At 63.7% G+C, this 20,900-nt stretch carries 22 protein-coding genes and 1 pseudogene; 19 read left to right on the top strand and 4 right to left on the bottom strand.

Annotated features, from left to right (window positions below; all coding sequences use genetic code 11):
- Window position 1: 1 nt before the first annotated feature.
- Genes IB241_RS10375 through IB241_RS10455 form a run of 17 tightly spaced genes read left to right on the top strand, consistent with a single transcriptional unit; the run spans window position 2 to window position 15,610 of the window.
- On the top strand, window positions 2-256 hold the full coding sequence (locus IB241_RS10375; protein ID WP_003209389.1) for an acyl carrier protein: 255 nt from the start codon (window positions 2-4) through the stop codon (window positions 254-256).
- The gene (locus tag IB241_RS10380; RefSeq protein ID WP_192298319.1) at window positions 253-798 is read left to right on the top strand and encodes a hypothetical protein; all 546 of its coding nucleotides are present in this window, start codon (window positions 253-255) and stop codon (window positions 796-798) included. Before IB241_RS10375 ends, IB241_RS10380 begins: the two co-directional genes overlap by 4 nt.
- Complete coding sequence (locus tag IB241_RS10385; protein ID WP_192298320.1) at window positions 795-2,465, top strand: acyl-CoA synthetase family protein; 1,671 nt, start codon at window positions 795-797, stop codon at window positions 2,463-2,465. The genes IB241_RS10380 and IB241_RS10385 overlap by 4 nt, the downstream gene beginning before the upstream one ends.
- 17 nt (window positions 2,466-2,482) lie before the next feature.
- A complete protein-coding gene (locus IB241_RS10390; protein ID WP_192298321.1) occupies window positions 2,483-3,217 on the top strand; it encodes a glycosyltransferase family 2 protein in 735 nt (244 codons plus the stop codon).
- Entirely contained in the window at window positions 3,214-4,149 is a 936-nt protein-coding gene (locus IB241_RS10395) for a glycosyl transferase (protein WP_192298322.1), read from the top strand. The genes IB241_RS10390 and IB241_RS10395 overlap by 4 nt, the downstream gene beginning before the upstream one ends.
- On the top strand, window positions 4,133-5,674 hold the full coding sequence (locus tag IB241_RS10400) for an HAL/PAL/TAL family ammonia-lyase (protein ID WP_192298323.1): 1,542 nt from the start codon (window positions 4,133-4,135) through the stop codon (window positions 5,672-5,674). The genes IB241_RS10395 and IB241_RS10400 overlap by 17 nt, the downstream gene beginning before the upstream one ends.
- A complete protein-coding gene (locus IB241_RS10405) occupies window positions 5,667-6,092 on the top strand; it encodes an acyl-CoA thioesterase (protein ID WP_192298324.1) in 426 nt (141 codons plus the stop codon). The genes IB241_RS10400 and IB241_RS10405 overlap by 8 nt, the downstream gene beginning before the upstream one ends.
- A 29-nt stretch (window positions 6,093-6,121) precedes the next feature.
- Window positions 6,122-6,775, top strand: coding sequence for an outer membrane lipoprotein carrier protein LolA (locus tag IB241_RS10410; protein ID WP_192298593.1), 654 nt, complete (start codon window positions 6,122-6,124; stop codon window positions 6,773-6,775).
- Window positions 6,759-9,077 carry an MMPL family transporter gene (locus IB241_RS10415; RefSeq protein WP_225595420.1) on the top strand — a complete coding sequence of 773 codons (2,319 nt, stop codon included), beginning with the start codon at window positions 6,759-6,761 and terminating at the stop codon, window positions 9,075-9,077. Before IB241_RS10410 ends, IB241_RS10415 begins: the two co-directional genes overlap by 17 nt.
- Before the next feature lie 33 nt (window positions 9,078-9,110).
- The gene (locus tag IB241_RS10420) at window positions 9,111-10,358 is read left to right on the top strand and encodes an NAD(P)/FAD-dependent oxidoreductase (RefSeq protein WP_318652592.1); all 1,248 of its coding nucleotides are present in this window, start codon (window positions 9,111-9,113) and stop codon (window positions 10,356-10,358) included.
- Window positions 10,355-11,089, top strand: a complete 735-nt coding sequence (locus IB241_RS10425; RefSeq protein WP_192298325.1) for a class I SAM-dependent methyltransferase — start codon at window positions 10,355-10,357, stop codon at window positions 11,087-11,089. The genes IB241_RS10420 and IB241_RS10425 overlap by 4 nt, the downstream gene beginning before the upstream one ends.
- Entirely contained in the window at window positions 11,086-11,568 is a 483-nt protein-coding gene (locus IB241_RS10430; RefSeq protein WP_192298326.1) for a hypothetical protein, read from the top strand. The genes IB241_RS10425 and IB241_RS10430 overlap by 4 nt, the downstream gene beginning before the upstream one ends.
- The gene (locus IB241_RS10435) at window positions 11,565-12,731 is read left to right on the top strand and encodes a beta-ketoacyl-[acyl-carrier-protein] synthase family protein (protein WP_192298327.1); all 1,167 of its coding nucleotides are present in this window, start codon (window positions 11,565-11,567) and stop codon (window positions 12,729-12,731) included. The genes IB241_RS10430 and IB241_RS10435 overlap by 4 nt, the downstream gene beginning before the upstream one ends.
- The gene (locus IB241_RS10440) at window positions 12,728-13,189 is read left to right on the top strand and encodes a hotdog family protein (protein WP_192298328.1); all 462 of its coding nucleotides are present in this window, start codon (window positions 12,728-12,730) and stop codon (window positions 13,187-13,189) included. Before IB241_RS10435 ends, IB241_RS10440 begins: the two co-directional genes overlap by 4 nt.
- A complete protein-coding gene (fabG, locus tag IB241_RS10445; RefSeq protein WP_192298329.1) occupies window positions 13,186-13,914 on the top strand; it encodes a 3-oxoacyl-ACP reductase FabG in 729 nt (242 codons plus the stop codon). Before IB241_RS10440 ends, fabG begins: the two co-directional genes overlap by 4 nt.
- Window positions 13,914-15,140, top strand: a complete 1,227-nt coding sequence (locus tag IB241_RS10450) for a beta-ketoacyl-ACP synthase (RefSeq protein WP_192298330.1) — start codon at window positions 13,914-13,916, stop codon at window positions 15,138-15,140. The genes fabG and IB241_RS10450 overlap by 1 nt, the downstream gene beginning before the upstream one ends.
- A 26-nt stretch (window positions 15,141-15,166) precedes the next feature.
- Window positions 15,167-15,610 carry a hypothetical protein gene (locus IB241_RS10455; RefSeq protein WP_192298331.1) on the top strand — a complete coding sequence of 148 codons (444 nt, stop codon included), beginning with the start codon at window positions 15,167-15,169 and terminating at the stop codon, window positions 15,608-15,610.
- A 225-nt stretch (window positions 15,611-15,835) separates the two neighbouring features.
- Here IB241_RS10455 and IB241_RS10460 read toward each other — a convergent pair whose 3' ends face one another.
- Window positions 15,836-16,222: a type II toxin-antitoxin system PemK/MazF family toxin gene (locus tag IB241_RS10460; RefSeq protein ID WP_192298332.1), complete on the bottom strand. Its 387-nt coding sequence runs from the start codon at window positions 16,220-16,222 to the stop codon at window positions 15,836-15,838.
- Window positions 16,223-16,309: 87 nt separating this feature from the next.
- Complete coding sequence (locus IB241_RS10465) at window positions 16,310-17,203, bottom strand: LysR family transcriptional regulator (protein ID WP_192298333.1); 894 nt, start codon at window positions 17,201-17,203, stop codon at window positions 16,310-16,312.
- Window positions 17,204-17,360: 157 nt separating this feature from the next.
- On the opposite strand from IB241_RS10465, the gene IB241_RS10470 reads away from it, so the two are divergent.
- A complete protein-coding gene (locus IB241_RS10470; protein ID WP_412547871.1) occupies window positions 17,361-18,605 on the top strand; it encodes an MFS transporter in 1,245 nt (414 codons plus the stop codon).
- 31 nt (window positions 18,606-18,636) lie between these two features.
- Window positions 18,637-19,098 (top strand): annotated as a pseudogene (locus IB241_RS10475) (retron system putative HNH endonuclease); the annotation flags it as partial.
- On the opposite strand, the gene IB241_RS10480 reads toward IB241_RS10475, so the two are convergent.
- Both IB241_RS10480 and hemE read right to left on the bottom strand, forming a co-directional pair.
- Complete coding sequence (locus tag IB241_RS10480) at window positions 19,056-19,634, bottom strand: cytochrome b/b6 domain-containing protein (protein ID WP_192298335.1); 579 nt, start codon at window positions 19,632-19,634, stop codon at window positions 19,056-19,058. The pseudogene IB241_RS10475 and the gene IB241_RS10480 overlap by 43 nt on opposite strands.
- A gap of 193 nt (window positions 19,635-19,827) precedes the next feature.
- Window positions 19,828-20,895 carry a uroporphyrinogen decarboxylase gene (gene hemE / locus IB241_RS10485; RefSeq protein ID WP_192298336.1) on the bottom strand — a complete coding sequence of 356 codons (1,068 nt, stop codon included), beginning with the start codon at window positions 20,893-20,895 and terminating at the stop codon, window positions 19,828-19,830.
- Window positions 20,896-20,900: the final 5 nt, after the last annotated feature.

The raw sequence follows: 20,900 nt of genomic DNA on the forward strand, positions 1-20,900 counted from the left end.
CATGCAAACTCGTGACGATATTTTCAACACCTTGCGCGATGCCCTGGTGGAACTGTTTGAACTGGAGCCGGAACGCGTCACCCTTGACGCCAACCTGTACCAGGACCTGGAAATCGACAGCATCGACGCGGTGGACTTGATCGACCATATCAAGCGCCAGACCGGCAAGAAAATCGCTGCCGAAGAGTTCAAGGCGGTGCGCACCGTGAACGACGTGGTTGAGGCGGTGTACCGTCTGGTCCAGCCCGCCGCATGAGCCGACTGATCGGCCTTGGCCTGTTGTTGGCGGGGCTGCTGTACCCCTTTGCGGTGTATTACGGCACCGAGCACTTTGCACCGTGGCAATTCGGCCTGCTGTTGGGCAGCCTGTGGCTGTTGCGCGCAATGACCGGCGCGCGGCGTCCCGGCAGCCGCTGGATGGCCTTGGCGGTGATCGTGTTCTGCCTGCTGTTGGCCTGGTTCGACAACCCGCATTTGCTGCGCTGGTATCCGAGCCTGGTCAGCGCATTCATGCTGGCGCTGTTCGGCCTGAGCCTGAAATACGGCCCGCCGATGGTCGAGCGCCTGGCGCGCATGACCGATCCGCAACTGCCACCCCACGCGATTGTGTATACGCGCCAGGTCACCGTGGTCTGGAGCGCGTTTTTTCTAGGTAATGGCCTGCTCGCCGCCGCCCTCACCCTATGGGCGCCACTGAGCTGGTGGACGTTGTACAACGGCCTGATCGCCTACGGGTTGATGGGGCTGTTGTTTGCCGTGGAATGGCTGGTACGACAAAGGGTTCGAGGCCGCGTATGAATGGGTTGAAACTTGAGCAGTTGCTGCTTGAGCCGCTGGAACAGCGTCCGGTCACGACCGAACCTGCAATGAATCACGCCCAGCTGTGGGAGCAGTCCCTGAGCTTGGCCGCGGGCCTGCAAGCGCGTGGTATCCAGCACGTCGCCGTGCACCTGGAAGACGCCGGCCTGCTGGCGATCGCCCTGCTGGGTGCCTGGCGAGCCGGTGTCGGCGTACTGCTGCCCGCCGACCTGCAACCGCAAACCCGCCAACGCTGGGACGCAGCCGTCGACGCCTGGTTGACCGAAGTCGCGGACCTCGACGCCCTGTATCAGGCGCCGTTGAGCGCTGCGGCGCTGGATCTGGATACCTGCCAACTGAGCCTGTGCACCTCTGGTTCCAGCGGCGAACCCAAGCGCATCGACAAGACCCTGCGCCAACTGGCCAACGAAGTCGACGCCCTGGAAACCCTGTGGGGCGCAGACCTGAAAGACGCCTGCATCATCGGCAGCGTCGCCACCCAGCATATCTACGGGTTGCTGTTCCGCGTGCTGTGGCCCCTGTGTGCCGGGCGTACCTTTGTGCGCAAGCAACTGGCCTTTCCCGAGGACTTGCAGCGCGCCAGCCGCGAACACCCACAATTCGCCTGGGTTGCCAGCCCGGCGCTGCTCAAGCGCATGGGCGACAACCTCGACTGGCCGGCGCTGAGCCAGGTGGCGCGGGTGTTTTCCTCCGGCGGTGCCTTGCCCATCGAGGCCGCTGGCGAGTTGTACGACCGCTTGCAGCAATGGCCGACGGAAATCCTCGGCAGCTCGGAAACCGGCGGCATCGCCTGGCGCCAGGGCGCACAGCCCTGGCAGCCGTTCGCCGACGTGGCGCTGAGCCAGGACGCCGACGGTGCCCTGCGCATCGCCTCGCCCTATTTGCCCGCCGGGCATGTCGAACAGACCGCCGACGCCGCGCGCATCCATGCCGATGGCCGCTTCGAACTGCTCGGGCGCCTGGACCGCATCGTCAAGCTGGAAGAAAAACGCATCTCCCTGCCCATGCTCGAACAGGCGCTGATGGCCCACCCGTGTGTCGCCGAAACCCGCCTGGGCGTGGTCCAGGAAAACCGCGCCTCCCTCGGCGCGCTGGTGGTGCTGAGCGCCGAAGGCCTGCATGCCCTGCGCAATCAAGGCCGTCGTGCGCTCACCCAAACCCTGCGCCAGCACCTGAGCCAACACTGCGAAGCCTTGGCGCTGCCGCGTCGCTGGCGTGTGCTGCACCAGTTACCCCTTAACAGCCAAGGCAAACTGCCCCAGGCCCACGTCGAGGCGTTGCTGCTGGCCCCACGGCCAAAAGCCCCGCAAGTGCTGGAACAAATCGAAGCCGACGGCGAATGGACCTTGCAACTGAGCATCCCGCCGGACCTGGCCTACTTCAGCGGCCACTTCCCGGTCACGCCGGTATTGCCGGGCGTAGTGCAGATCGAATGGGCGTTCAACCTCGGCCAGCAACTGCTCGACCTGCCCACGACCTTTGCCGGGATGGAAGTGCTCAAGTTCCAGCAACTCGTACGGCCGGGCGACCACATCCAACTGCACCTGCGCTTTGATCAGGAGCGCAGCAAGCTGTACTTCGCCTACCGCAATGGCGAGGCGGCCTGCTCCAGTGGGCGGATTTTGCTGGAGAAACCAAGTGAATAAGCTTCTGTGGGCAAACCATGCATAACCCCTGCGCCCTGATCCCGGTCTACAACCACGAAGCTGCCGTGCCCGCCGTGGTCCAGAGCCTGCTGAACAGCGGCCTGCCCTGCCTGCTGGTGGACGACGGCAGCAGCCCGGCCTGTGCGGCGGTGCTGGCACAACTGGCAAGCCTGGACAGCGTCACCTTGCTGACCTTGCCGAACAACCAGGGCAAGGGCAGCGCGGTCATGGCCGGTTTCCGTGAAGCCGCACGCCTGGGCTTCAGCCACGCCCTGCAAGTGGACGCCGACGGCCAGCACGACCTGCGTGAAGTCGAGACCTTCCTCGACGCCTCGCGCACCCACCCCGACGCCGTCATCTGCGGCTACCCCGAATACGACGAGAGCGTGCCCAAGGGACGGCTGTACGCGCGCTACCTGACCCACGTGTGGGTGTGGATCAACACCCTGTCGCTGCAGATCCGCGACTCGATGTGCGGCTTTCGCGTGTACCCGCTGGCCCCCACGCTGGCACTGATGGACTCGGCCTACATCGGCACGCGCATGGATTTCGACTCCGACATCCTGGTGCGCCTGGCCTGGCGCAACCAGCCAATGCGCTGGCTGCCGACCCAAGTGCATTACCCGGCTGATGGCCTGTCGCATTTCCGCCTGCTGCGCGACAACGTGCGTATCTCGGCGATGCACACCCGCTTGTTCTTCGGCATGCTGGTGCGTGCGCCGATGATCCTGTGGCGACGGTGGCAGGCATGAGCGACAGCGCCAAGCATTGGGCCGACCGCGAGGAGCGCGGCAGCTTCCTGCTGATGAAACTCACCGCGTTCGCCGCCAAGGTTCTTGGCCGCCGCGTGCTGAGCCCGTTGCTGTACGCCATCGTCCTGTACTTCTACTTGTTCGGCCGCACTGCGCGCCAGAGCGCCTGGCAATACCAGCAGCGCCTGGCCGACTGGAGCGGGCGTGACGAGCTGCGCCCGACCCAGCGCAAAGTCTTCGGCCAGTTCATGGCCTTCGCCGACTCCCTGCTCGACAAGCTCGACGTGTGGAACGGCAAGCTGCGCCTGGAGCAGATCGAGATCAACGATCCGGCCAAGTTACGCGGGCAACTGCGCGGCGAGCGCGGGCAAATGCTGGTGGGCGCACACCTGGGCAACCTCGAAGTGTGCCGCGCCCTCGCCGAAATCGGCGAGCAAGTGACCATGAACGTGCTGGTGCACACCAAGCACGCCGAACAATTCAACCGCCTGCTCGGGGAAGCCGGGGCGACCCACTTGCGCCTGATCCAGGTCAGCGAGCTGGACCCGGCCACCATGCTCCTGCTCAGCCAGCGCCTGGATGACGGCGAGTGGCTGGCCATCGCCGGCGACCGCGTGCCACTGCATGGCGGGCGCACGGTACGCGTGGACTTCCTCGGCCACGATGCCGCCTTCCCCCAAGGCCCGTGGCTGCTGGCCGGCTTGCTCAAATGCCCGGTGAACCTGCTGATGTGCCTCAAGCACCAAAGCCGCTATCGCCTGACCATCGAGCCGTTCACGCCGTTGATCGAATGGAAACGTAATACCCGCGAGCAGGTCATAGCCCTGTGGACCGCGCGTTACGCCGCACGCCTGGGTCAGTTCTGCCTGGAAGCGCCCCAACAATGGTTCAACTTTTACCCTTTCTGGAAGACCGATGACGACGCATCTTGAGCCGGTAACCTTTGGCGAACACGCCTTGCGCATCGAAGACGTGCTGGCCCTGGCCAACCGTCAGGCGCCCACCCAATTGCAGGGCGATGCCGCCTATCGCCAGCGCATCGCCAAGGGCGCGCAGTTCCTCGACTCGCTGCTGGACAAGGAAGGCGTGATCTACGGCGTGACCACCGGCTACGGCGACTCGTGCGTGGTGGCCGTGCCCTTGCAGCACGTCGAAGCGTTGCCCCGCCACCTGTACACCTTCCACGGTTGCGGCCTGGGCAAGCTGCTCGACGCCCAAGCCACCCGCGCCGTGCTGGCTGCGCGTTTGCAGTCGCTGTGCCACGGCGTGTCCGGGGTACGCGTGGAACTGCTGGAGCGCCTGCATGCGTTCCTCGAACACGACGTGCTGCCGCTGATCCCGGAAGAAGGTTCGGTGGGCGCCAGCGGTGATCTGACGCCGCTGTCCTACGTGGCCGCGACCTTGTCCGGTGAACGTGAAGTGATGTTCCGTGGCGAACGCCGCCAGGCCGCCGACGTGCACCGTGAGCTGGGCTGGGACCCGCTGGTGTTGCGCCCCAAGGAAGCCCTGGCGCTGATGAACGGCACCGCCGTGATGACCGGCCTCGCCTGCCTGGCCTTCGCCCGCGCCGACTACCTGCTGCAACTGGCCACGCGCATCACCGCGCTGAACGTGGTGGCGCTGCAAGGCAACCCGGAACACTTCGACGAACGCCTGTTCGCCGCCAAGCCGCACCCGGGGCAGATGCAAGTCGCCGCCTGGCTGCGCAAGGACCTGGCGATCGACGCGCCGACTGCACCGCTGCATCGCTTGCAGGACCGCTACTCGCTGCGCTGCGCCCCCCACGTGTTGGGCGTGCTGGCCGACAGCCTGAACTGGCTGCGTTCGTTCATCGAAATCGAACTGAACAGTGCCAACGACAACCCGATCATCGACGCCGAAGAGGAACGCGTGCTGCACGGCGGCCACTTCTACGGCGGCCATATCGCCTTCGCCATGGACAGCCTCAAGACCCTGGTAGCCAACGTCGCCGACCTGCTCGACCGCCAGCTCGCACTGCTGGTGGACGTGCGTTACAACCACGGCCTGCCGAGCAACCTGTCCGGCGCCCCCAAGGACCGCGCGATGATCAACCACGGCTTCAAGGCCGTGCAGATCGGCACCAGCGCCTGGACCGCCGAAGCGTTGAAAAACACCATGCCGGCCAGCGTGTTCTCGCGCTCCACCGAATGCCATAACCAAGACAAAGTGAGCATGGGCACCATCGCCGCCCGCGATGCGATCCGCGTGCTGGAGCTGACCGAACAGGTCGCCGCCGCCACCTTGCTCGCCGCCAACCAGGGCGTATGGCTACGCGCCCAGGCCGAAGACGCCCGGCCGTTGCCGCCAGCCCTGGCCGCGATGCACGAACAACTGGCCCAAGACTTCCCGCCAGTGATCGAAGACCGCGCCCTCGAAGGCGAACTGCGCCTGTGCCTGCAGCGCATTGGCGCACAACACTGGAGGCTGCATGCGTAGCCCGGGCGTGCTGCATTGCGACACCGAGATCCTCGTGCCGTTTTTCGACGTCGACACCATGAACGTCGTCTGGCACGGGCATTACGTGAAGTACCTGGAAGTGGCGCGCTGCGCGCTGCTCGACAAGCTCGGCCACAACTACACGCAGATGCTCGCGTCGGGCTACGCGTGGCCGGTGATCGACATGCAATTGCGCTACGTGCGCGGCGCCGTGTTTGGCCAGACCATCAACGTGCGTGCCAGCCTGGTGGAGTGGGAGAACCGTTTGAAGGTCAATTACCTGATCACCGACCTGGCCAGCGGCGAGCGCCTGACCCGCGCGAGCACGGTGCAAGTGGCGGTGGAAATCGCCAGCCGTGAGATGCAACTCGCTTCCCCAAAAATATTCACAGACGCCGTCGAGAGAGCCTTGAAATGAGATCCCCTGTGGGAGCGGGCTTGCCCGCGATGGACGTCAACGATAACGCGAACCGCCTGACACTGCGCAGCGCCCTCAGGCTCATCGCGGGCAAGCCCGCTCCCACCTTTTTGATCGGGTTATTCCTGAGCTTTAGTGCACACGCCTTCGACTTGCAGCAACTCAGCGACCAACTCGCCAAACCCTCGGTGATCCACGGCAGCTTCACCCAGGAAAAACACCTGCGCGCCCTGCCCCAGCCGCTGGTCAGCAAAGGCACCTTCGTGCTCGCCAAGGACCACGGCCTGCTATGGCTGCTCAAAACCCCGCTGCAACAGGACTACCGCATCAGCGCCCAGGGCATTGCCCGCCGCGACGCCAACGGTTGGCAGCCGCTGCCGAACAAGAGCGCCGGTGCCGAGCAGAATCGCCTGTTCCTCGCCGTACTTCAGGGCGACAGCAGCGGCTTGCAACGCGACTTCGAACTGCAACTGCAAGGCGAAGCCAACGACTGGAAACTGACCCTGATCCCACGCTCGCTGCTGTTAAAACAAGTCTTCACCCAGATCAATATCGACGGTGGCGAGCTGGTGCAAAACATCGAGCTGCTGGAAACCCAGGGCGACAGCACCCTACTGCGCATGCAAGACAGCACCGCAGCCTTGCCCCTGAGCGACGCGGAGCAACATGACTTTGCCCAGTGAGCGCCTGCTGCCGCGCCTGTTCCTGATCCTGCTGGTGGCCGTGCTGGCCCTGGCCGGTTGGCAGTGGCGCCATGGCGCGCCGTTGTCGGCCAACCTGATGGAACTGGTGCCGGGCAACACGCCGGACGCGCTCGAACAAAAAGCCGAACAGCGCATGCAAGAGCCGCTGAACCGCGAAATGCTGGTGCTGGTCGGGCATGCCGACCGCCAGCAAGCGGTGGCCGTGGCGCAACAGTTGGGCGAGCGCTGGCAGGCCAGCGGGCTGTTTGAAAAGGTCCAGTGGAACCTGCAAGCGGACCTGCCGGCGCTGCGCGAGCAACTGCTGCGCGGGCGCCTGGCGATGCTCTCGGCCAAGGACCGCGAACAACTGATCGAACAGCCCGACGCGTTTATCCAGCAACGTGTGCAAGCGCTGTTCGACCCCTTCACCGGCTTCAGCCTGGTACCGAGCCAGGACGATTGGCTGGGCCTGACCGGGCGCATCCAGAACAGCCAACCGCAGCACGGCGCGGTGCAGTTGGACATTGGCAGCGGCGCGTTGATCGCCGACGCCGATGGCAAGAGCTGGGTGCTGCTGCGCGCGCGCACCACCGGCAATGCCTTCGACATGAAATTGCCGCTGCAAGTGGCGGACCTGCTCCAAACCAGCCGTGCACAGGCCGGCGAGCAAGGCGCCCAGCTACTCGCCGCCAGCGGCCTGCTCTATGCGGCCAACGGTCAGCAGCAAGCCACGCGGGAGATCACCTGGGTCGGCGGTGGCGCCACCGTGGGCATCCTGCTGTTGCTGTTGCTCGCGTTTCGCCGCTGGCGCGTGCTGCTGGCGTTTGTGCCGGTGCTGGTGGGCATGCTGTTTGGCGCGGTGGCCTGTGTGGCGCTGTTCGGCCACATGCATGTGATGACCCTGGTGCTGGGCTCCAGCCTGATCGGCGTGGCGGTGGATTACCCGCTGCACTACCTGTCGAAAAGCTGGAGCCTGAAACCCTGGCGCAGCTGGCCGGCCTTGCGCCTGACGCTACCGGGGCTGAGCCTGAGCCTGGCCACCAGTTGCATCGGCTACCTGGCCCTGGCCTGGACACCGTTCCCGGCGCTGACCCAGATCGCGGTGTTCTCCGCTGCCGGCCTGGTCGGTGCCTACCTGTCCGCCGTGTGCCTGTTGCCGGCGCTGCTCAAGGGTGTGGAACTGCGCCCGGCGCAGTGGCCGCTGCGCATCGCCGAATGCCTGTGGCTGGTGCGTGCCTCGCTGCTCAAGCGCGTACCCAGCCCGGCATTGCTGGCGCTGCTGTTGCTGTTTTGCGCCGGTGGGCTGTGGCAGCTCGAGAGCAAAAACGATATTCGCCAGTGGATCGGCGCGCCGCCGCAATTGCTCCAAGAGGCCCAGGCCGTGGCGCGGATCACCGGGTTCCAGCCCACCAGCCAGTTCTTCCTGGTGCGCGCCGAGAACCAGCAGCAGTTGCTGGTGCGTGAAAGTGCCTTGGGCCAACGCCTGGATCAACTGGTGAACATGGACAAGCTCCAGGGCTACCTGGCGCTCAATCAACTGGTCAGCCTACCCGCCGAGCAACAACGGGTGCGCGATGCGCTGAACAACCTGCCCCAACACTGGCAACCGCTGCTGGACCTCGGCGTCCCCGTCGCTGCCCTGCAGGCCGAAGTCGCACAACTGCAAGCGCTGCCCACCCAAGACATCGACGCCGCACTGGCCGGGCCCCTGGCCGAGCCTTGGCGCACGCTGTGGTTGGGCCCGGTGGACGGCGGCGTGGCAGCGATGGTCAGCCTGCAGGGCCTGAACAACCCGGCGTTGCTGCGCGTGCAGGCCGTGGATTTGCCAGGGGTGCAACTGGTCGATCGCCTCGGCGAATTGAACCGGGTATTTGCCGACACGCAGATCAGCGCGGCCGAATTGAAATTGATGTCGTGCGTGCTGATCGTGTTGTTGCTGATCCTGCCGTTCGGCTTTGGCGGCGCCTTGCGGATCGTCGCGCTGCCGTTGCTCGCCGCGCTGTGCAGCCTGGCCAGCCTTGGTTGGCTGGGCCAGCCGCTGACCCTGTTCAGCCTGTTCGGCCTGCTGCTGGTCACGGCGATCAGCGTCGATTACGCGATCTTGATGCGCGAGCAGATCGGCGGCCCGGCGGTCAGCCTGTTGGGCACGCTGCTGGCGGCGTTGACGACCTGGTTGTCGTTCGGCCTGCTGGCCGTGTCCAGCACGCCGGCGGTGAGTAATTTCGGCCTATCGGTCAGCCTCGGCCTGGCATTCAGCTTTATGCTGGCGCCCTGGGCCGGGCAACAGAAGCACGCCTTATGAATGTGATTATCGCCAAAGTGGCAAGGAGCCCTCGTGCCCATAGTTGAAATGGAACGTCGCCAGGTGGTGGTGATCGGTGCCGGTCCGTCCGGGGCCATCGCCGCCGCGCTGCTAAAGCGCAAAGGGCATGATGTATTGATCATCGAGCGCCAGCATTTCCCACGGTTCTCGATCGGCGAAAGCCTGCTGTCGCACTGCATCGATTTCATCGAAGAAGCCGGCATGCTCGACGCCGTGCAGGCCGCCGGGTTCCAGGTAAAAACCGGCGCCGCGTTCGCCTGGGGCGAGCGCTATAGCGCATTTGATTTCAGCGATACGTTCAGCCACGGCAAGCCGACCACCTTCCAGGTGCAGCGCGGCGAGTTCGACAAGTTGCTGGCCGATCAGGCAGCGCTGCAAGGCGTGGACATCCGCTACGGCGAAACCATCGTCGGCGTCGATTTCAAAGGCGAGACCCACTACCTGCACGTGCGCCGCGAGAACGGCAGCGAGTACCACCTCAAGGCCAAGTTCGTGCTCGACGCCAGCGGCTACGGCCGCGTGCTGCCGCGCCTGCTGGACCTGGAAGCACCGTCGGATTTCCCGGTGCGCCAGGCGGTGTTCACCCATATCGAAGACCGCATCGAACACCCCGGTTTCGACCGCACCAAAATCCTCATCACCACCCACCCGACCCAGCGTGACATCTGGTTCTGGAGCATCCCGTTCAGCAACGGCCGCTGCTCGGTGGGCGTGGTCGCGGCCAAGGAGCATTTCGACGGCCGCGACAGCGACCTCGACGCATGCCTGCGCGGGTTCATCGACGAAACCCCAAGCCTGTCCACCGTGCTGCACAACGCCGTGTGGGATACGCCGGCGCGCACCATCGGCGGCTACTCGGCCAACGTCAAGACCCTGCACGGCCCGGGCTTCGCGCTGCTGGGCAATGCGGCGGAGTTCCTCGACCCGGTGTTCTCCTCCGGGGTGACCATCGCCATGCGTTCGGCGAGCATGGCTGCCGGCCTGTTGCATCGCCAATTGAAGGGCGAGGCGGTGGACTGGCAAACCGAATTCGCCGAGCCATTGAAGCGCGGTGTCGACACCTTCCGCTGCTATGTCGAAGGCTGGTACGCCGGGACTTTCCAGGACGTGATCTATCATCCGGACAGCTCGCCGGAGATCCGCCGGATGATCTGCTCGATCCTCGCCGGCTACGCGTGGGATGAGCGTAACCCGTTTGTCAGCGAGCCCAAGCGGCGCCTGCGGATGTTGTCGGAAATCTGTGCGAGTGAGCCGGTATGAGCAGTCAGTACCTGAGTAAAAACTACGTCGAAGAAACCAAGTTCGGCTTCTGGTTCCTGCGCAGCCACACCTGGCAGCACCACGTGTTGCGCGTGGCGATCAACGACCTGCGCAGCCTGTTCAGCGAGCCCTTGCCGCCCGCGCCGGTGTTGCTCGACGCCGGCTGCGGCCAGGGCAAGTCGTTCCAGTACTTGCAGCAGGTGTTTGCGCCGCAGCGCCTGATCGGCCTGGATGCCGACCCTCACAGCCTCGCACTGAGCCAAGCCGAAGCGGCGCGCCAGGGCCTGTCCGTCGAGTTGATCGGCAGCGACTGCGCCACCCTCGATGTGCCGGACGCAAGCGTCGACATCCTGTTCTGCCACCAGACCTTCCACCACCTGGTCGAGCAGCACCGCGCGCTGAAAGAGTTCTACCGCGTGCTCAAGCCGGGCGGTTATCTGCTGTTTGCCGAGTCCACCGAAGCCTATATCGACACCTGGGTGATCCGCTGGCTGTTCCGCCACCCGATGCATGTGCAGAAAAGCGCCGAGCAATACTTGGAGATGCTCCGCGAGCAGGGTTTTGAATTCGGTCCGCAGAACGTCTCGTACCCGTATCTGTGGTGGAGCCGTTCCAGCGATTTCGGCCTGCTCGAACGCTGGGGCCTGCGCAAGGCGCCGCCGGTGGGGCAGCGCGAAGAAACCCTGGTCAACTGTGTGGCCCGCAAACCATTGGCGAGCACCGCCCCATGATGCGTCTGTTGCTGATCGGTTGCCTGTTGCTGCTGAGCGCCTGCGCCAGCCAGCTGCCGCTGCCGGAGAAAACCCCGGCCCTGGCGTTGCCGTTGCAATTGCATGTGCAGCGCCTGGCCGACGGCCAGAGCCAGGACTGGCTGTTGGTGATCCAGCGCGAAGGCGCTGGCATCCGCTGGTCGATGATGGACCCGCTGGGCATTCCCCAGGCCCGACAAAAACTGGTCGATGGCCAATGGCAGGCCGACGGCCTGCTGCCGCCCAATCCCCAGGCCCGCGAGCTGTTTGCCGCATTGCTGTTTGCCCTGGCTTCGGCGGATGAGGTGCGCACGCTGTACCCCAGCGCCCAGGCCATGGACCTGACGCGCACACTGCCGGGGCATTGGCAGATCATCTACCAGTCGTCCGAGGTGTTCAGCGTGAACATCAGCGGGCAGCCGTTGAGCTACCGCATCACCCCGCTCGGAGCCGCCCAATGACCGCCTACCTGAATGCCCTCGGCGTGATCTGCGCCCTCGGCCGTGGCCAGGCCGAAGTCAGCCGCAGCCTGTTTGCCGGTGACTGTTCGGGCATGCGCGCCGAAAGCGGCTGGGTGCCCGAACGCGTGTTGCCGGTGGGCAGCGTGCACGGCGAACTGGCAGCCATCCCGCTGGAATTGGGCCAGCAGAGCAGCCGCAATAACCAGCTGTTGCTGGAGGCCGCATTGCAGATCGAGGGCGAGATTCGCCAGGCAATCCACACCTACGGCCCGTCGCGGGTCGGCGTTGTGCTCGGCACCAGCACCTCGGGCATCGACGAGGCCAGTCGCGGCATAGCCCATTACCTGCGCGAACACCAGTTCCCCGGCGACTACGATTACCAGCAACAGGAACTCAGCGCCCCGGCGAATTTCCTTGCCGACTGGCTGCAACTGAGCGGCCCGGCCTATGTGATCTCGACTGCCTGCACCTCCAGCGCCCGCGCGTTGATGAGTGCCCAGCGCCTGCTGGACCTGGGCGTGTGCGACGCCGTGATCTGCGGCGGCGTCGACAGCTTGTGCAAGCTGACGCTCAACGGCTTCAGTTCGCTGGAAGCGGTGTCGAACGAGCGCTGCAACCCGTTTTCGGTGAACCGCAACGGCATCAATATCGGCGAAGCCGCGGTGCTGTTCGTGATGAGTAAAGAACCGGCGCCGATTGCCCTGCTGGGCAGCGGCGCGAGTTGCGATGCACACCATATCTCCGCCCCCGAGCCCAGCGGCAAGGGCGCGTTGCAATCGATGCGCAAGGCCCTGGCCAGCGCGCAACTGACGCCTGAGCAGATCGGCTACCTGAACCTGCACGGCACCGCCACCCAGCACAACGACGCCATGGAGAGCCTGGCCGTGGCCAACCTGTTCCCCGGCGGCGTGCCCTGCTCGTCGACCAAACCCATGAGCGGCCACACCCTGGGGGCCGCCGGAGCGCTGGAAGCGGCATTCTGCTGGCTGAGCCTGACCCACGGCCAACTGCCGCCGCACCTCTGGGACGGCCAGCCCGATCCGGCGCTGCCCGCCCTGAAGTGGGCGCACCTGGGCGAAACCCTGGAAAAACCCCGCCTGATGAGCAATTCGTTTGCCTTCGGCGGCAACAACGTCAGCCTGATTATCGGAGAGGCCCCATGACCCCTTGGCCACTCGCCGAACTGCTGCCCCATGCCGGCGACATGATCCTGATCGATCAGGTGCTGTCGTTCGATGAAGAGCAGATTCACACCCGCCTCACCGTCACCCCCGGCGGCCTGTTCAACCGCCCGGACGGCAGCCTGCCGGCCTGGGTCGGCATCGAGCTGATGGCGCAAAGCGTCGCCGCCTATGCCGGCTGCCGCGCGCGCCAGAACGGCGAAGCGGTGGAACTGGGCTTCCTGCTCGGCACACGCAAGTTCGAGTGCAACGTGGAGCACTTCCCGGCGGGCGCCGAGCTGAAGATCCACGGCATACGCTCCCTGGAAGACGACAACGGCATGGGTGTGTTCGAATGCCACCTCACTGGTGACGGGATCCAGGCCAGTGCGCGCTTGAATGTATTTCGACCGCCCCAGGCGGCCAACTATTTAGATGAATCGAAGGACGTAACGCCATGACTGAATCCGTACTGGTCACCGGCTCCAGCCGTGGTATCGGCCGCGCCATTGCCTTGCGCCTGGCCCAGGCCGGCCACGACATCGTGCTGCACTGCCGCAGTGGCCGTGCCGAAGCCGACGCGGTGCAGGTCGAGGTCCAAGCCCAGGGCCGCAGGGCGCGGGTGCTGCAATTCGATGTGGCGGACCGCGCGGCCTGCAAGGCAATCCTTGAAGCGGACGTTGAGACACACGGCGCCTATTACGGCGTGGTGCTCAACGCCGGCCTGACTCGCGACGGCGCGTTCCCGGCCTTGTCGGAAGACGATTGGGACGTGGTGCTGCGTACCAACCTCGACGGTTTCTACAACGTGCTGCACCCGGTAATGATGCCGATGATCCGCCGCCGCGCCGCTGGACGCATCGTCTGCATCACTTCGGTTTCCGGGCTGATCGGCAACCGTGGCCAGGTCAACTACAGCGCCTCCAAAGCCGGCCTGATCGGGGCCGCCAAAGCGTTGGCCATCGAGTTGGGCAAGCGCAAGATCACCGTCAACTGCGTCGCACCGGGCCTGATCGACACAGCGATGCTGGATGAAAACGTGCCGGTGGAAGAGTTGATGAAGATGATCCCGGCACAGCGCATGGGCACCCCGGAAGAGGTCGCCGGTGCGGTGAATTTCCTGATGTCGGCCGAGGCCGGTTATATCACCCGCCAGGTCCTGGCCGTGAACGGAGGCCTGTGCTGATGAAACGCGTCGTAGTGACCGGCATGGCCGGCATGACTTCCCTGGGCAGCGATTGGGCGACCATCTCGGCCAACTTCCGCGCCAACCGCAGCGGCATCCGGCGCATGGATGAGTGGGACCGTTTCACCGAATTGAACACGCGCCTGGCCGGGCCGATCGACGATTTTGTCGTGCCCGCCCACTGGACGCGCAAGCAACTGCGCAGCATGGGGCGCGTCTCGCGCTTTGCGGTGTGGGCGGCGGAGCAGGCGTTGCAGGACGCCGGTTTGCTGGGTGATGAGTCGATCAAGGATGGGCGCATGGGCGTGGCCTGCGGTTCGTCCACCGGCAGCACCGACGAGATCAAGGCATTCGGCAATATGCTGCTGAACTCGGTGGCCGAGGGCCTGAATGCCAACTCCTACGTACGCATGATGCCGCACACCACGGCGGCGAATATCAGCATCTTCTTCGGCCTGACCGGGCGGCTGATCCCCACGTCCAGCGCCTGCACCAGCGGCAGCCAGGGCATCGGGTATGCCTACGAGGCGATCAAGTTCGGCCGCCTGCCGTTGATGCTCGCCGGTGGCGCCGAGGAACTGTGCCCCACCGAAGCCATGGTGTTTGATGCGCTTTACGCCACCAGCCTGAAAAACGATGCGCCGCAGACCAGCCCACGCCCCTACGACAGCGGCCGCGATGGCCTGGTGATCGGCGAAGGCAGCGGCATGCTGGTGCTCGAAGAACTGGAACATGCGCTGGCGCGCGGTGCCCATATCCACGCGGAACTGGTCGGTTTCGGCAGCAACGCCGACGGCCAGCACACCACGCGCCCGGAACAGAAAACCATGCGCCGCGCCATGGAGCTGGCGCTTGAGGATGCAGGTTTGGAGCCGGCGGCCATCGGCTACGTCAACGGCCACGGCACCGCCACCGACCAAGGTGACGTCGCCGAGACCCTGGCCACCCACGCCTTGTTCGGCAGCCGCATGCCCATCAGTTCGCAGAAAAGTTTTCTCGGCCACACCTTGGGCGCGTGCGGCGCGCTGGAGTCGTGGTTCAGCATCGAGATGATGAACCGCAACCAGTACGTGCACACCTTCAACCTGGACGTGGTGGACCCGCAATGCGGTGAGCTCGATTACCTGCAAGGTGAGTTCCGCGAGATGCAGCACGACTACGTGATGAACAACAACTTTGCCTTTGGCGGCGTCAACACGTCGCTGATCTTCCGCCGCTGGTCCTGACTTTTTAATCGATTGGAGAATACGGAATGTCTTCCTTGCTACGCGCCACCCTGATCACCCTCGCCCTGTTGACCACCGCCGGTTGCACCAGCAAGCCGGTGCTCAACACCCAGCACGAACTGCCGGCCGACGCCCAGGTCGGCGAAGAAAAAATCAAGCAGGTCATCCTCAGCGCCCTGCAAAAACGCGATTGGACGGTACAACGCCTGAGCCCACAACTGGTGCAGGCCGAGATCACCGTCCGCAACCAGTACTACGCGGCCGTCGACATCCGCTACACCCGCAACAGCTACGCCATCACCTACCGCGACAGCCGCGCCCTGGGCTACAAGGACGGCAAGATCCATCGCAACTACAACCGTTGGGTGAACAACCTGGACAGCGACATCATGGCCGGGCTGCGCAGCAACGGCGTGAGCGAGTCGGGCTCGGCGGCGCAGTTGTTTGAACAGACGGGCACGACCAAATAACACTGAGACCGCTCCCGCGCCACATCCAGAAACGACAAAGGGCGCCTTTCGGCGCCCTCTTCACAAACAGGTTGGCTTGTCATCGCCTCGTCCTGCCTGGCTCTGCGATGGCTGGTTGCCCAGGATCCTCAGAGTCTCACAAGCCCCTTTCGGGAACGTGGGCAGTATGCCTGAAAGCAGCTCGCCTGCAATCAGTGGCAAAAAGCCGCTCGCCCAGCGCCAAGCTCATCGCAACCCAAGTGCACTGCGCACCGCCGCTTTTATCGCGTGAAACTGCTCACTGGTGAGCTCAGCGATTTTGTAAGTTCGTTTGCCATGACGATCTTTGCTTTTTATTCGGTCCAGCCGGCCCAAACTCACGGTCGCCACAATGTCGCATTTTGCCCAACAGATCGGATTGGCGCCGTGAAGATGACTGTCGAGTTGTAAGTGGTGCTCCAATACCGTCTGTGGAGCGGTAGTACTCAGCGGCACTACCGTTACCAGCAGCTTATTGGTTCGGTGCCTGCGTATCACAATAACGGGCCGAATCTTGATGATTTCCGGGACTTCATAGCCGCGAAAATCACAAATCAACACGCTGCCCTCCTTGGGCTGGTAGAGAAGTGTCATCCATATCACTCACTTGAGAAAAAGCGATTCTGCGCAACTTTCTCGCGAATCACTAAGTCGCTTGCGTTACCTGATATGTGACCGCGCCTACACCGACGCCTTGCGCGTCAACAACTCCACAAACGCTTGCGCCATCGGCGTTTGCCCCCCTTTGCGCTGCACCAGCCACACCGATGTCACCGCCTCCTCATCCAGCAAGGTGCGATAGACCACGCCATCAATCCGGATACGCTGGTACGACGCTGGCAGCACCGACACTCCCAACCCGGCCGCCACCAGGCCGATGATGGTCATCGCCTCCCCTGCCTCCTGGGCAAAGTGCGGGCTGAAGCCGGCGTCACGGCACAGGTTCAGCAACTGCGCATAGAGACCGCTGCCGTAACTGCGTGGGAAAAACACGAAGGGTTCCTCGGCCAACTGCGCCAGGTGCAAGCCGCGCTCGCTGCCTTGCGCCAAGGGGTGACCGGCGCTCAGTACGGCCACCAGCGGTTCGCGCATCAACTCGATCACACTCAGGGAGTCCGGCAACGGCAGCGGGCGCATCAAGCCGACCTGGATCGACTCGTCCACCAGTGACTCGGCCACTTGGGTACTGCTCATTTCCTGCAGGTTCAGATGCACCGCCGGGAACGCCTGGCGGAAGGCAAAAATCGCCTGGGGAATGCTCGCGTTGAAGGGCGCCGACGAGGTGAAGCCGATCTTCAATTCACCCAGTTCACCCAACTGCGCACGCCTGGCCACATCGGCGGCCTTGTCGACCTGGGCCAACACCAATCGCGCCTCGTGCAGGAACAAGCGGCCAGCCTCGCTCAGCTCGACCCGACGATTGGTACGCTCGAACAACCGCGCGCCGACCTCCTGCTCCAGTGCCTGGATCTGCTGGCTCAGCGGCGGTTGCGAGATGCCCAGCACCTGCGCGGCGCGGCCGAAATGCAGTTCTTCGGCGACGGCGATGAAGTACCGCAGATGTCGTAATTCCATGCCAGCCTCATTAGGTCGTAAAAGCTCTCAAACAGGTCGAACAATATATTGGAAAGAATCATTAGCCAGCTATATTCTTTTTTGCATGGCCGGTCCTGGCACGCTTCCCCTCCCCGAGGTCCCCGTGAATTCTGCTGTCGCTCCACTCGCTCAAGAAGTGCCACCCACTGCCCTGGATGAGGTGGTGGCCCAGCTCAATGACGCGTACATCGAAAAAGGCACGCCGATGTTCATGCGCACGGTACTGGCGCTGTTCTCCGGTGGTTTTGCCACGTTTGCCCTGCTGTATTGCGTGCAGCCGATGATGCCGGCGCTGTCCCATGAGTTCTCGATCAATGCAGCGCAGAGCAGCCTGGTCCTGTCGGTGTCCACCGCGATGCTGGCCCTGGGTTTGCTGATCACCGGACCGATCTCCGACACCCTGGGGCGCAAGCCGGTGATGGTCGCCGCGCTGTTCTGCGCAGCAACGGCGACGATTGCCAGCGGCCTGATGCCGACGTGGGAAGGGATCCTCTTGATGCGCGCGTTGGTGGGTTTGTCCCTGAGCGGCCTGGCCGCCGTGGCGATGACCTACCTGAGCGAAGAGATCCACCCGCAGCACATCGGCCTGGCCATGGGCTTATACATCGGTGGCAACGCGATTGGCGGCATGAGCGGGCGCCTGATCATTGGCGTGCTGATCGATTTCGTCAGCTGGCACACCGCGATGCTGATCATCGGCGCCCTGGCGCTGATCGCCGCCACGGTGTTCTGGAAGATCCTTCCCGAATCGCGCAACTTCCGCGCCAGCAGCCTCAGGCCGCGCAGCCTGCTGGATGGGTTCGTCATGCACTTCAAGGACGCGGGCCTGCCGTGGCTGTTTCTTGAAGCGTTTCTGCTGATGGGCGCATTCGTGACGATGTTCAACTACATCGGCTATCGCCTGTTGGCCGATCCCTACGACTTGAGCCAGGCCGTGGTCGGCCTGCTGTCGCTGGTGTACCTGTCGGGCATCTACAGTTCGGCGAAAATCGGCTCCCTGGCCGACCGCCTCGGCCGCCGCCGCGTGCTGTGGGCCACCATCGTGCTGATGCTCAGCGGCATGCTCCTGACCCTGTTCACCCCGTTGTGGCTGATCGTACCGGGCATGCTGATCTTCACCTTCGGCTTCTTCGGCGCGCACTCGGTGGCCAGCAGCTGGATCGGCCGCCGCGCGGTGAAGGCCAAGGGGCAGGCCTCATCGCTGTACCTGTTCTGCTATTACGCGGGATCGAGTGTGGCGGGGACGGCGGGCGGGTTCTTCTGGCATTACGCCGAGTGGAATGGGATTGGCGGGTTTATCGTGGCGTTGTTGGTGGGGGCGTTGCTGGTGGCGTTGAAGTTGGCGAAGTTGCCGCCGTTGCAAGACGCAAAAAGCACGTAACACCTGTGCCTCTGGCAGTTCTGATGCCGCATCCAGCCATATCGAGCACTTCCGACCGCAAGAGCACTTCGCAGAGCTGGGGCTGGAGTACCAGAATCTTCACGCCTCCTGCATCAGGGAAACCAAACGTGGCTCCCCACTGCATTGCGGACATGTCAAAGGCGACTGGTTTGACGAAGCCGAGTACATATCACCGATGGAGGAAGGCTGCGAGGAGCGCTTTCGCTACTTATTGACCGGAGAAATACAAGCAACCAACACCGATGATTCGCCAGCAGCAAAAATGATCGAAGTCCTGGCTTTGGACATCGCCTACCTGAACAACCGACGCCAGAGTGCCATTAAGCGTGTTTTTGCCCCGGATTTTGTAGCGCAGGCCATCGATGAGGACTTCAAAACCCTGACTAAGGCGCTGCGCGAAACAGCACTCGCTGATCAGCAAGCCTTCGATCACGTCGTTGCACGATTCGCTGAACAGATTCTGACATCCTGATCCCTACGTACGGCAGCGGCTGTCTTATCAAACGACATCCGCGCCATCACCCGCTTACCACGCGTTTCATGCAGCACCACCGCACCAATATGTGCGACCAGCATCAGCAACAACCCCACACACGACAGCACATGCACGCGGGTGTACCAGACAATGGCCGCCGGGTCACTTTCGAACGGGGCGATGGTGAACAGGTTAAATACGTTGATCGGCCGGTCCATCATCAGCACGCCCGTGGCCAGTACCACCGCCAGCATCAGGTACATGGCCTTGTGCACCAGCAGCGCCAGGTACTCCTGCGGCGTACGCCTGATGGAAAAATCCAGGCCGTGGCCAAACGAGCAATACAGCCGCATGACAAAGACCGGGATGTACAGGCTGGTCAACGACACGTTGAAAAAGCCGACCCACGCCTTGACCGGGGCGGGCACGGTAAACATCGCCACAACAAAGCCTGACAGCAGCGCCCACAGAATAATGACGGCCGATATCCAGTGCAGGAGCTTCTGGATCGTTGAATAGGGGGAAGTCTTCATCTCGAAATCACCTGACAAGCAACGCCAATCAATGGCGAGTGGAAGAGTCGGGTAGGATTTTTACCGAGGCGAACTACCTAGACTGTAGGAGAAATCCTAAAGAGCCGAGATTACCCAGACAGTGCTGAACGACGGCTGAAACGCAACGAGCCCCCCTTTGCAGGCAAAGGAGGGCTCGTGTCAGGCGGGATGTTTACTGGTGGTATTGCGCAGACAGTTCATGCACCGCCCGCAAGAACGCACCCGCATGCTCCGGGTTCACTTCCGGCGTGATGCCGTGGCCGAGGTTGAACACGTGCCCGCTGCCCTTGCCGTAGCTGGCCAGGATGCGGCCGACTTCAGCGCGGATCGCTTCCGGCTTGGCGTAGAGCACGGTCGGGTCCATGTTGCCTTGCAACGCGACACGGTTGCCGACGCGCTGGCGGGCTTCACCGAGGTCGCAGGTCCAGTCCAGGCCGAGGGCGTCGGCACCGGCGTCGGCGATGCTTTCCAGCCACAGGCCGCCGCCCTTGGTGAACATGATCACCGGCACTTTGCGGCCTTCGTGTTCGCGGATCAGGCCGCTGACGATCTTGCGCATATAGGCCAGGGAGAACTCCTGGTACGCCGCCGCCGACAGGTTACCGCCCCACGTATCGAAGATCTGCACCGCCTGCGCGCCGGCCATGATCTGGCCGTTGAGGTAGGAGGTGACCGACTGTGCCAGCTTGTCCAGCAGTAGGTGCATGGCTTGCGGGTTGTCGTAGAGCATGGCCTTGGTCTTGCGGAAGTCTTTCGACGAACCGCCTTCGACCATATAGGTGGCCAGGGTCCAGGGGCTGCCGGAGAAGCCGATCAGCGGCACGCGGCCGTTGAGCTCGCGGCGGATGGTGCTGACGGCGTCCATCACGTAGCCTAGGTCTTTGTGCGGATCAGGGATCGGCAGGGCTTCGATGTCGGCCAGGGTGCTGACGACCTTCTTGAAACGTGGGCCTTCGCCGGTTTCGAAGTACAGGCCCTGACCCATGGCATCGGGAATGGTGAGGATGTCGGAGAACAGGATCGCCGCGTCCAGTTGCGGGTAGCGGTCCAACGGCTGCATCGTGACTTCGCAGGCGAACTCCGGGTTCATGCACAGGCTCATGAAGTCACCGGCATTGGCGCGACTGGCGCGGTATTCCGGCAGGTAGCGACCGGCCTGGCGCATCATCCACACAGGGGTGACGTCCACGGGTTGCTTGAGCAGGGCACGAAGGAAACGGTCGTTCTTCAGGGCAGTCATGTCGG

This window comes from Pseudomonas sp. PDM05 (assembly GCF_014851685.1).
Lineage (GTDB): Bacteria > Pseudomonadota > Gammaproteobacteria > Pseudomonadales > Pseudomonadaceae > Aquipseudomonas.

What these genes read in the sequence shown, in the direction of transcription:
- IB241_RS10455 (WP_192298331.1), top strand. Translation starts at nt 15,167, where the DNA reads ATGTCTTCCTTGCTACGCGCCACCCTGATCACCCTCGCCCTGTTGACC.
- IB241_RS10380 (WP_192298319.1), top strand. Translation starts at nt 253, where the DNA reads ATGAGCCGACTGATCGGCCTTGGCCTGTTGTTGGCGGGGCTGCTGTAC.
- IB241_RS10410 (WP_192298593.1), top strand. Translation starts at nt 6,122, where the DNA reads ATGGACGTCAACGATAACGCGAACCGCCTGACACTGCGCAGCGCCCTC.
- IB241_RS10385 (WP_192298320.1), top strand. Translation starts at nt 795, where the DNA reads ATGAATGGGTTGAAACTTGAGCAGTTGCTGCTTGAGCCGCTGGAACAG.
- IB241_RS10400 (WP_192298323.1), top strand. Translation starts at nt 4,133, where the DNA reads ATGACGACGCATCTTGAGCCGGTAACCTTTGGCGAACACGCCTTGCGC.
- IB241_RS10395 (WP_192298322.1), top strand. Translation starts at nt 3,214, where the DNA reads ATGAGCGACAGCGCCAAGCATTGGGCCGACCGCGAGGAGCGCGGCAGC.
- fabG (WP_192298329.1), top strand. Translation starts at nt 13,186, where the DNA reads ATGACTGAATCCGTACTGGTCACCGGCTCCAGCCGTGGTATCGGCCGC.
- hemE (WP_192298336.1), bottom strand. Translation starts at nt 20,895, where the DNA reads ATGACTGCCCTGAAGAACGACCGTTTCCTTCGTGCCCTGCTCAAGCAA.
- IB241_RS10390 (WP_192298321.1), top strand. Translation starts at nt 2,483, where the DNA reads ATGCATAACCCCTGCGCCCTGATCCCGGTCTACAACCACGAAGCTGCC.
- IB241_RS10415 (WP_225595420.1), top strand. Translation starts at nt 6,759, where the DNA reads ATGACTTTGCCCAGTGAGCGCCTGCTGCCGCGCCTGTTCCTGATCCTG.
- IB241_RS10430 (WP_192298326.1), top strand. Translation starts at nt 11,086, where the DNA reads ATGATGCGTCTGTTGCTGATCGGTTGCCTGTTGCTGCTGAGCGCCTGC.
- IB241_RS10480 (WP_192298335.1), bottom strand. Translation starts at nt 19,634, where the DNA reads ATGAAGACTTCCCCCTATTCAACGATCCAGAAGCTCCTGCACTGGATA.
- IB241_RS10465 (WP_192298333.1), bottom strand. Translation starts at nt 17,203, where the DNA reads ATGGAATTACGACATCTGCGGTACTTCATCGCCGTCGCCGAAGAACTG.
- IB241_RS10405 (WP_192298324.1), top strand. Translation starts at nt 5,667, where the DNA reads ATGCGTAGCCCGGGCGTGCTGCATTGCGACACCGAGATCCTCGTGCCG.
- IB241_RS10460 (WP_192298332.1), bottom strand. Translation starts at nt 16,222, where the DNA reads ATGACACTTCTCTACCAGCCCAAGGAGGGCAGCGTGTTGATTTGTGAT.
- IB241_RS10435 (WP_192298327.1), top strand. Translation starts at nt 11,565, where the DNA reads ATGACCGCCTACCTGAATGCCCTCGGCGTGATCTGCGCCCTCGGCCGT.
- IB241_RS10450 (WP_192298330.1), top strand. Translation starts at nt 13,914, where the DNA reads ATGAAACGCGTCGTAGTGACCGGCATGGCCGGCATGACTTCCCTGGGC.
- IB241_RS10425 (WP_192298325.1), top strand. Translation starts at nt 10,355, where the DNA reads ATGAGCAGTCAGTACCTGAGTAAAAACTACGTCGAAGAAACCAAGTTC.
- IB241_RS10375 (WP_003209389.1), top strand. Translation starts at nt 2, where the DNA reads ATGCAAACTCGTGACGATATTTTCAACACCTTGCGCGATGCCCTGGTG.
- IB241_RS10440 (WP_192298328.1), top strand. Translation starts at nt 12,728, where the DNA reads ATGACCCCTTGGCCACTCGCCGAACTGCTGCCCCATGCCGGCGACATG.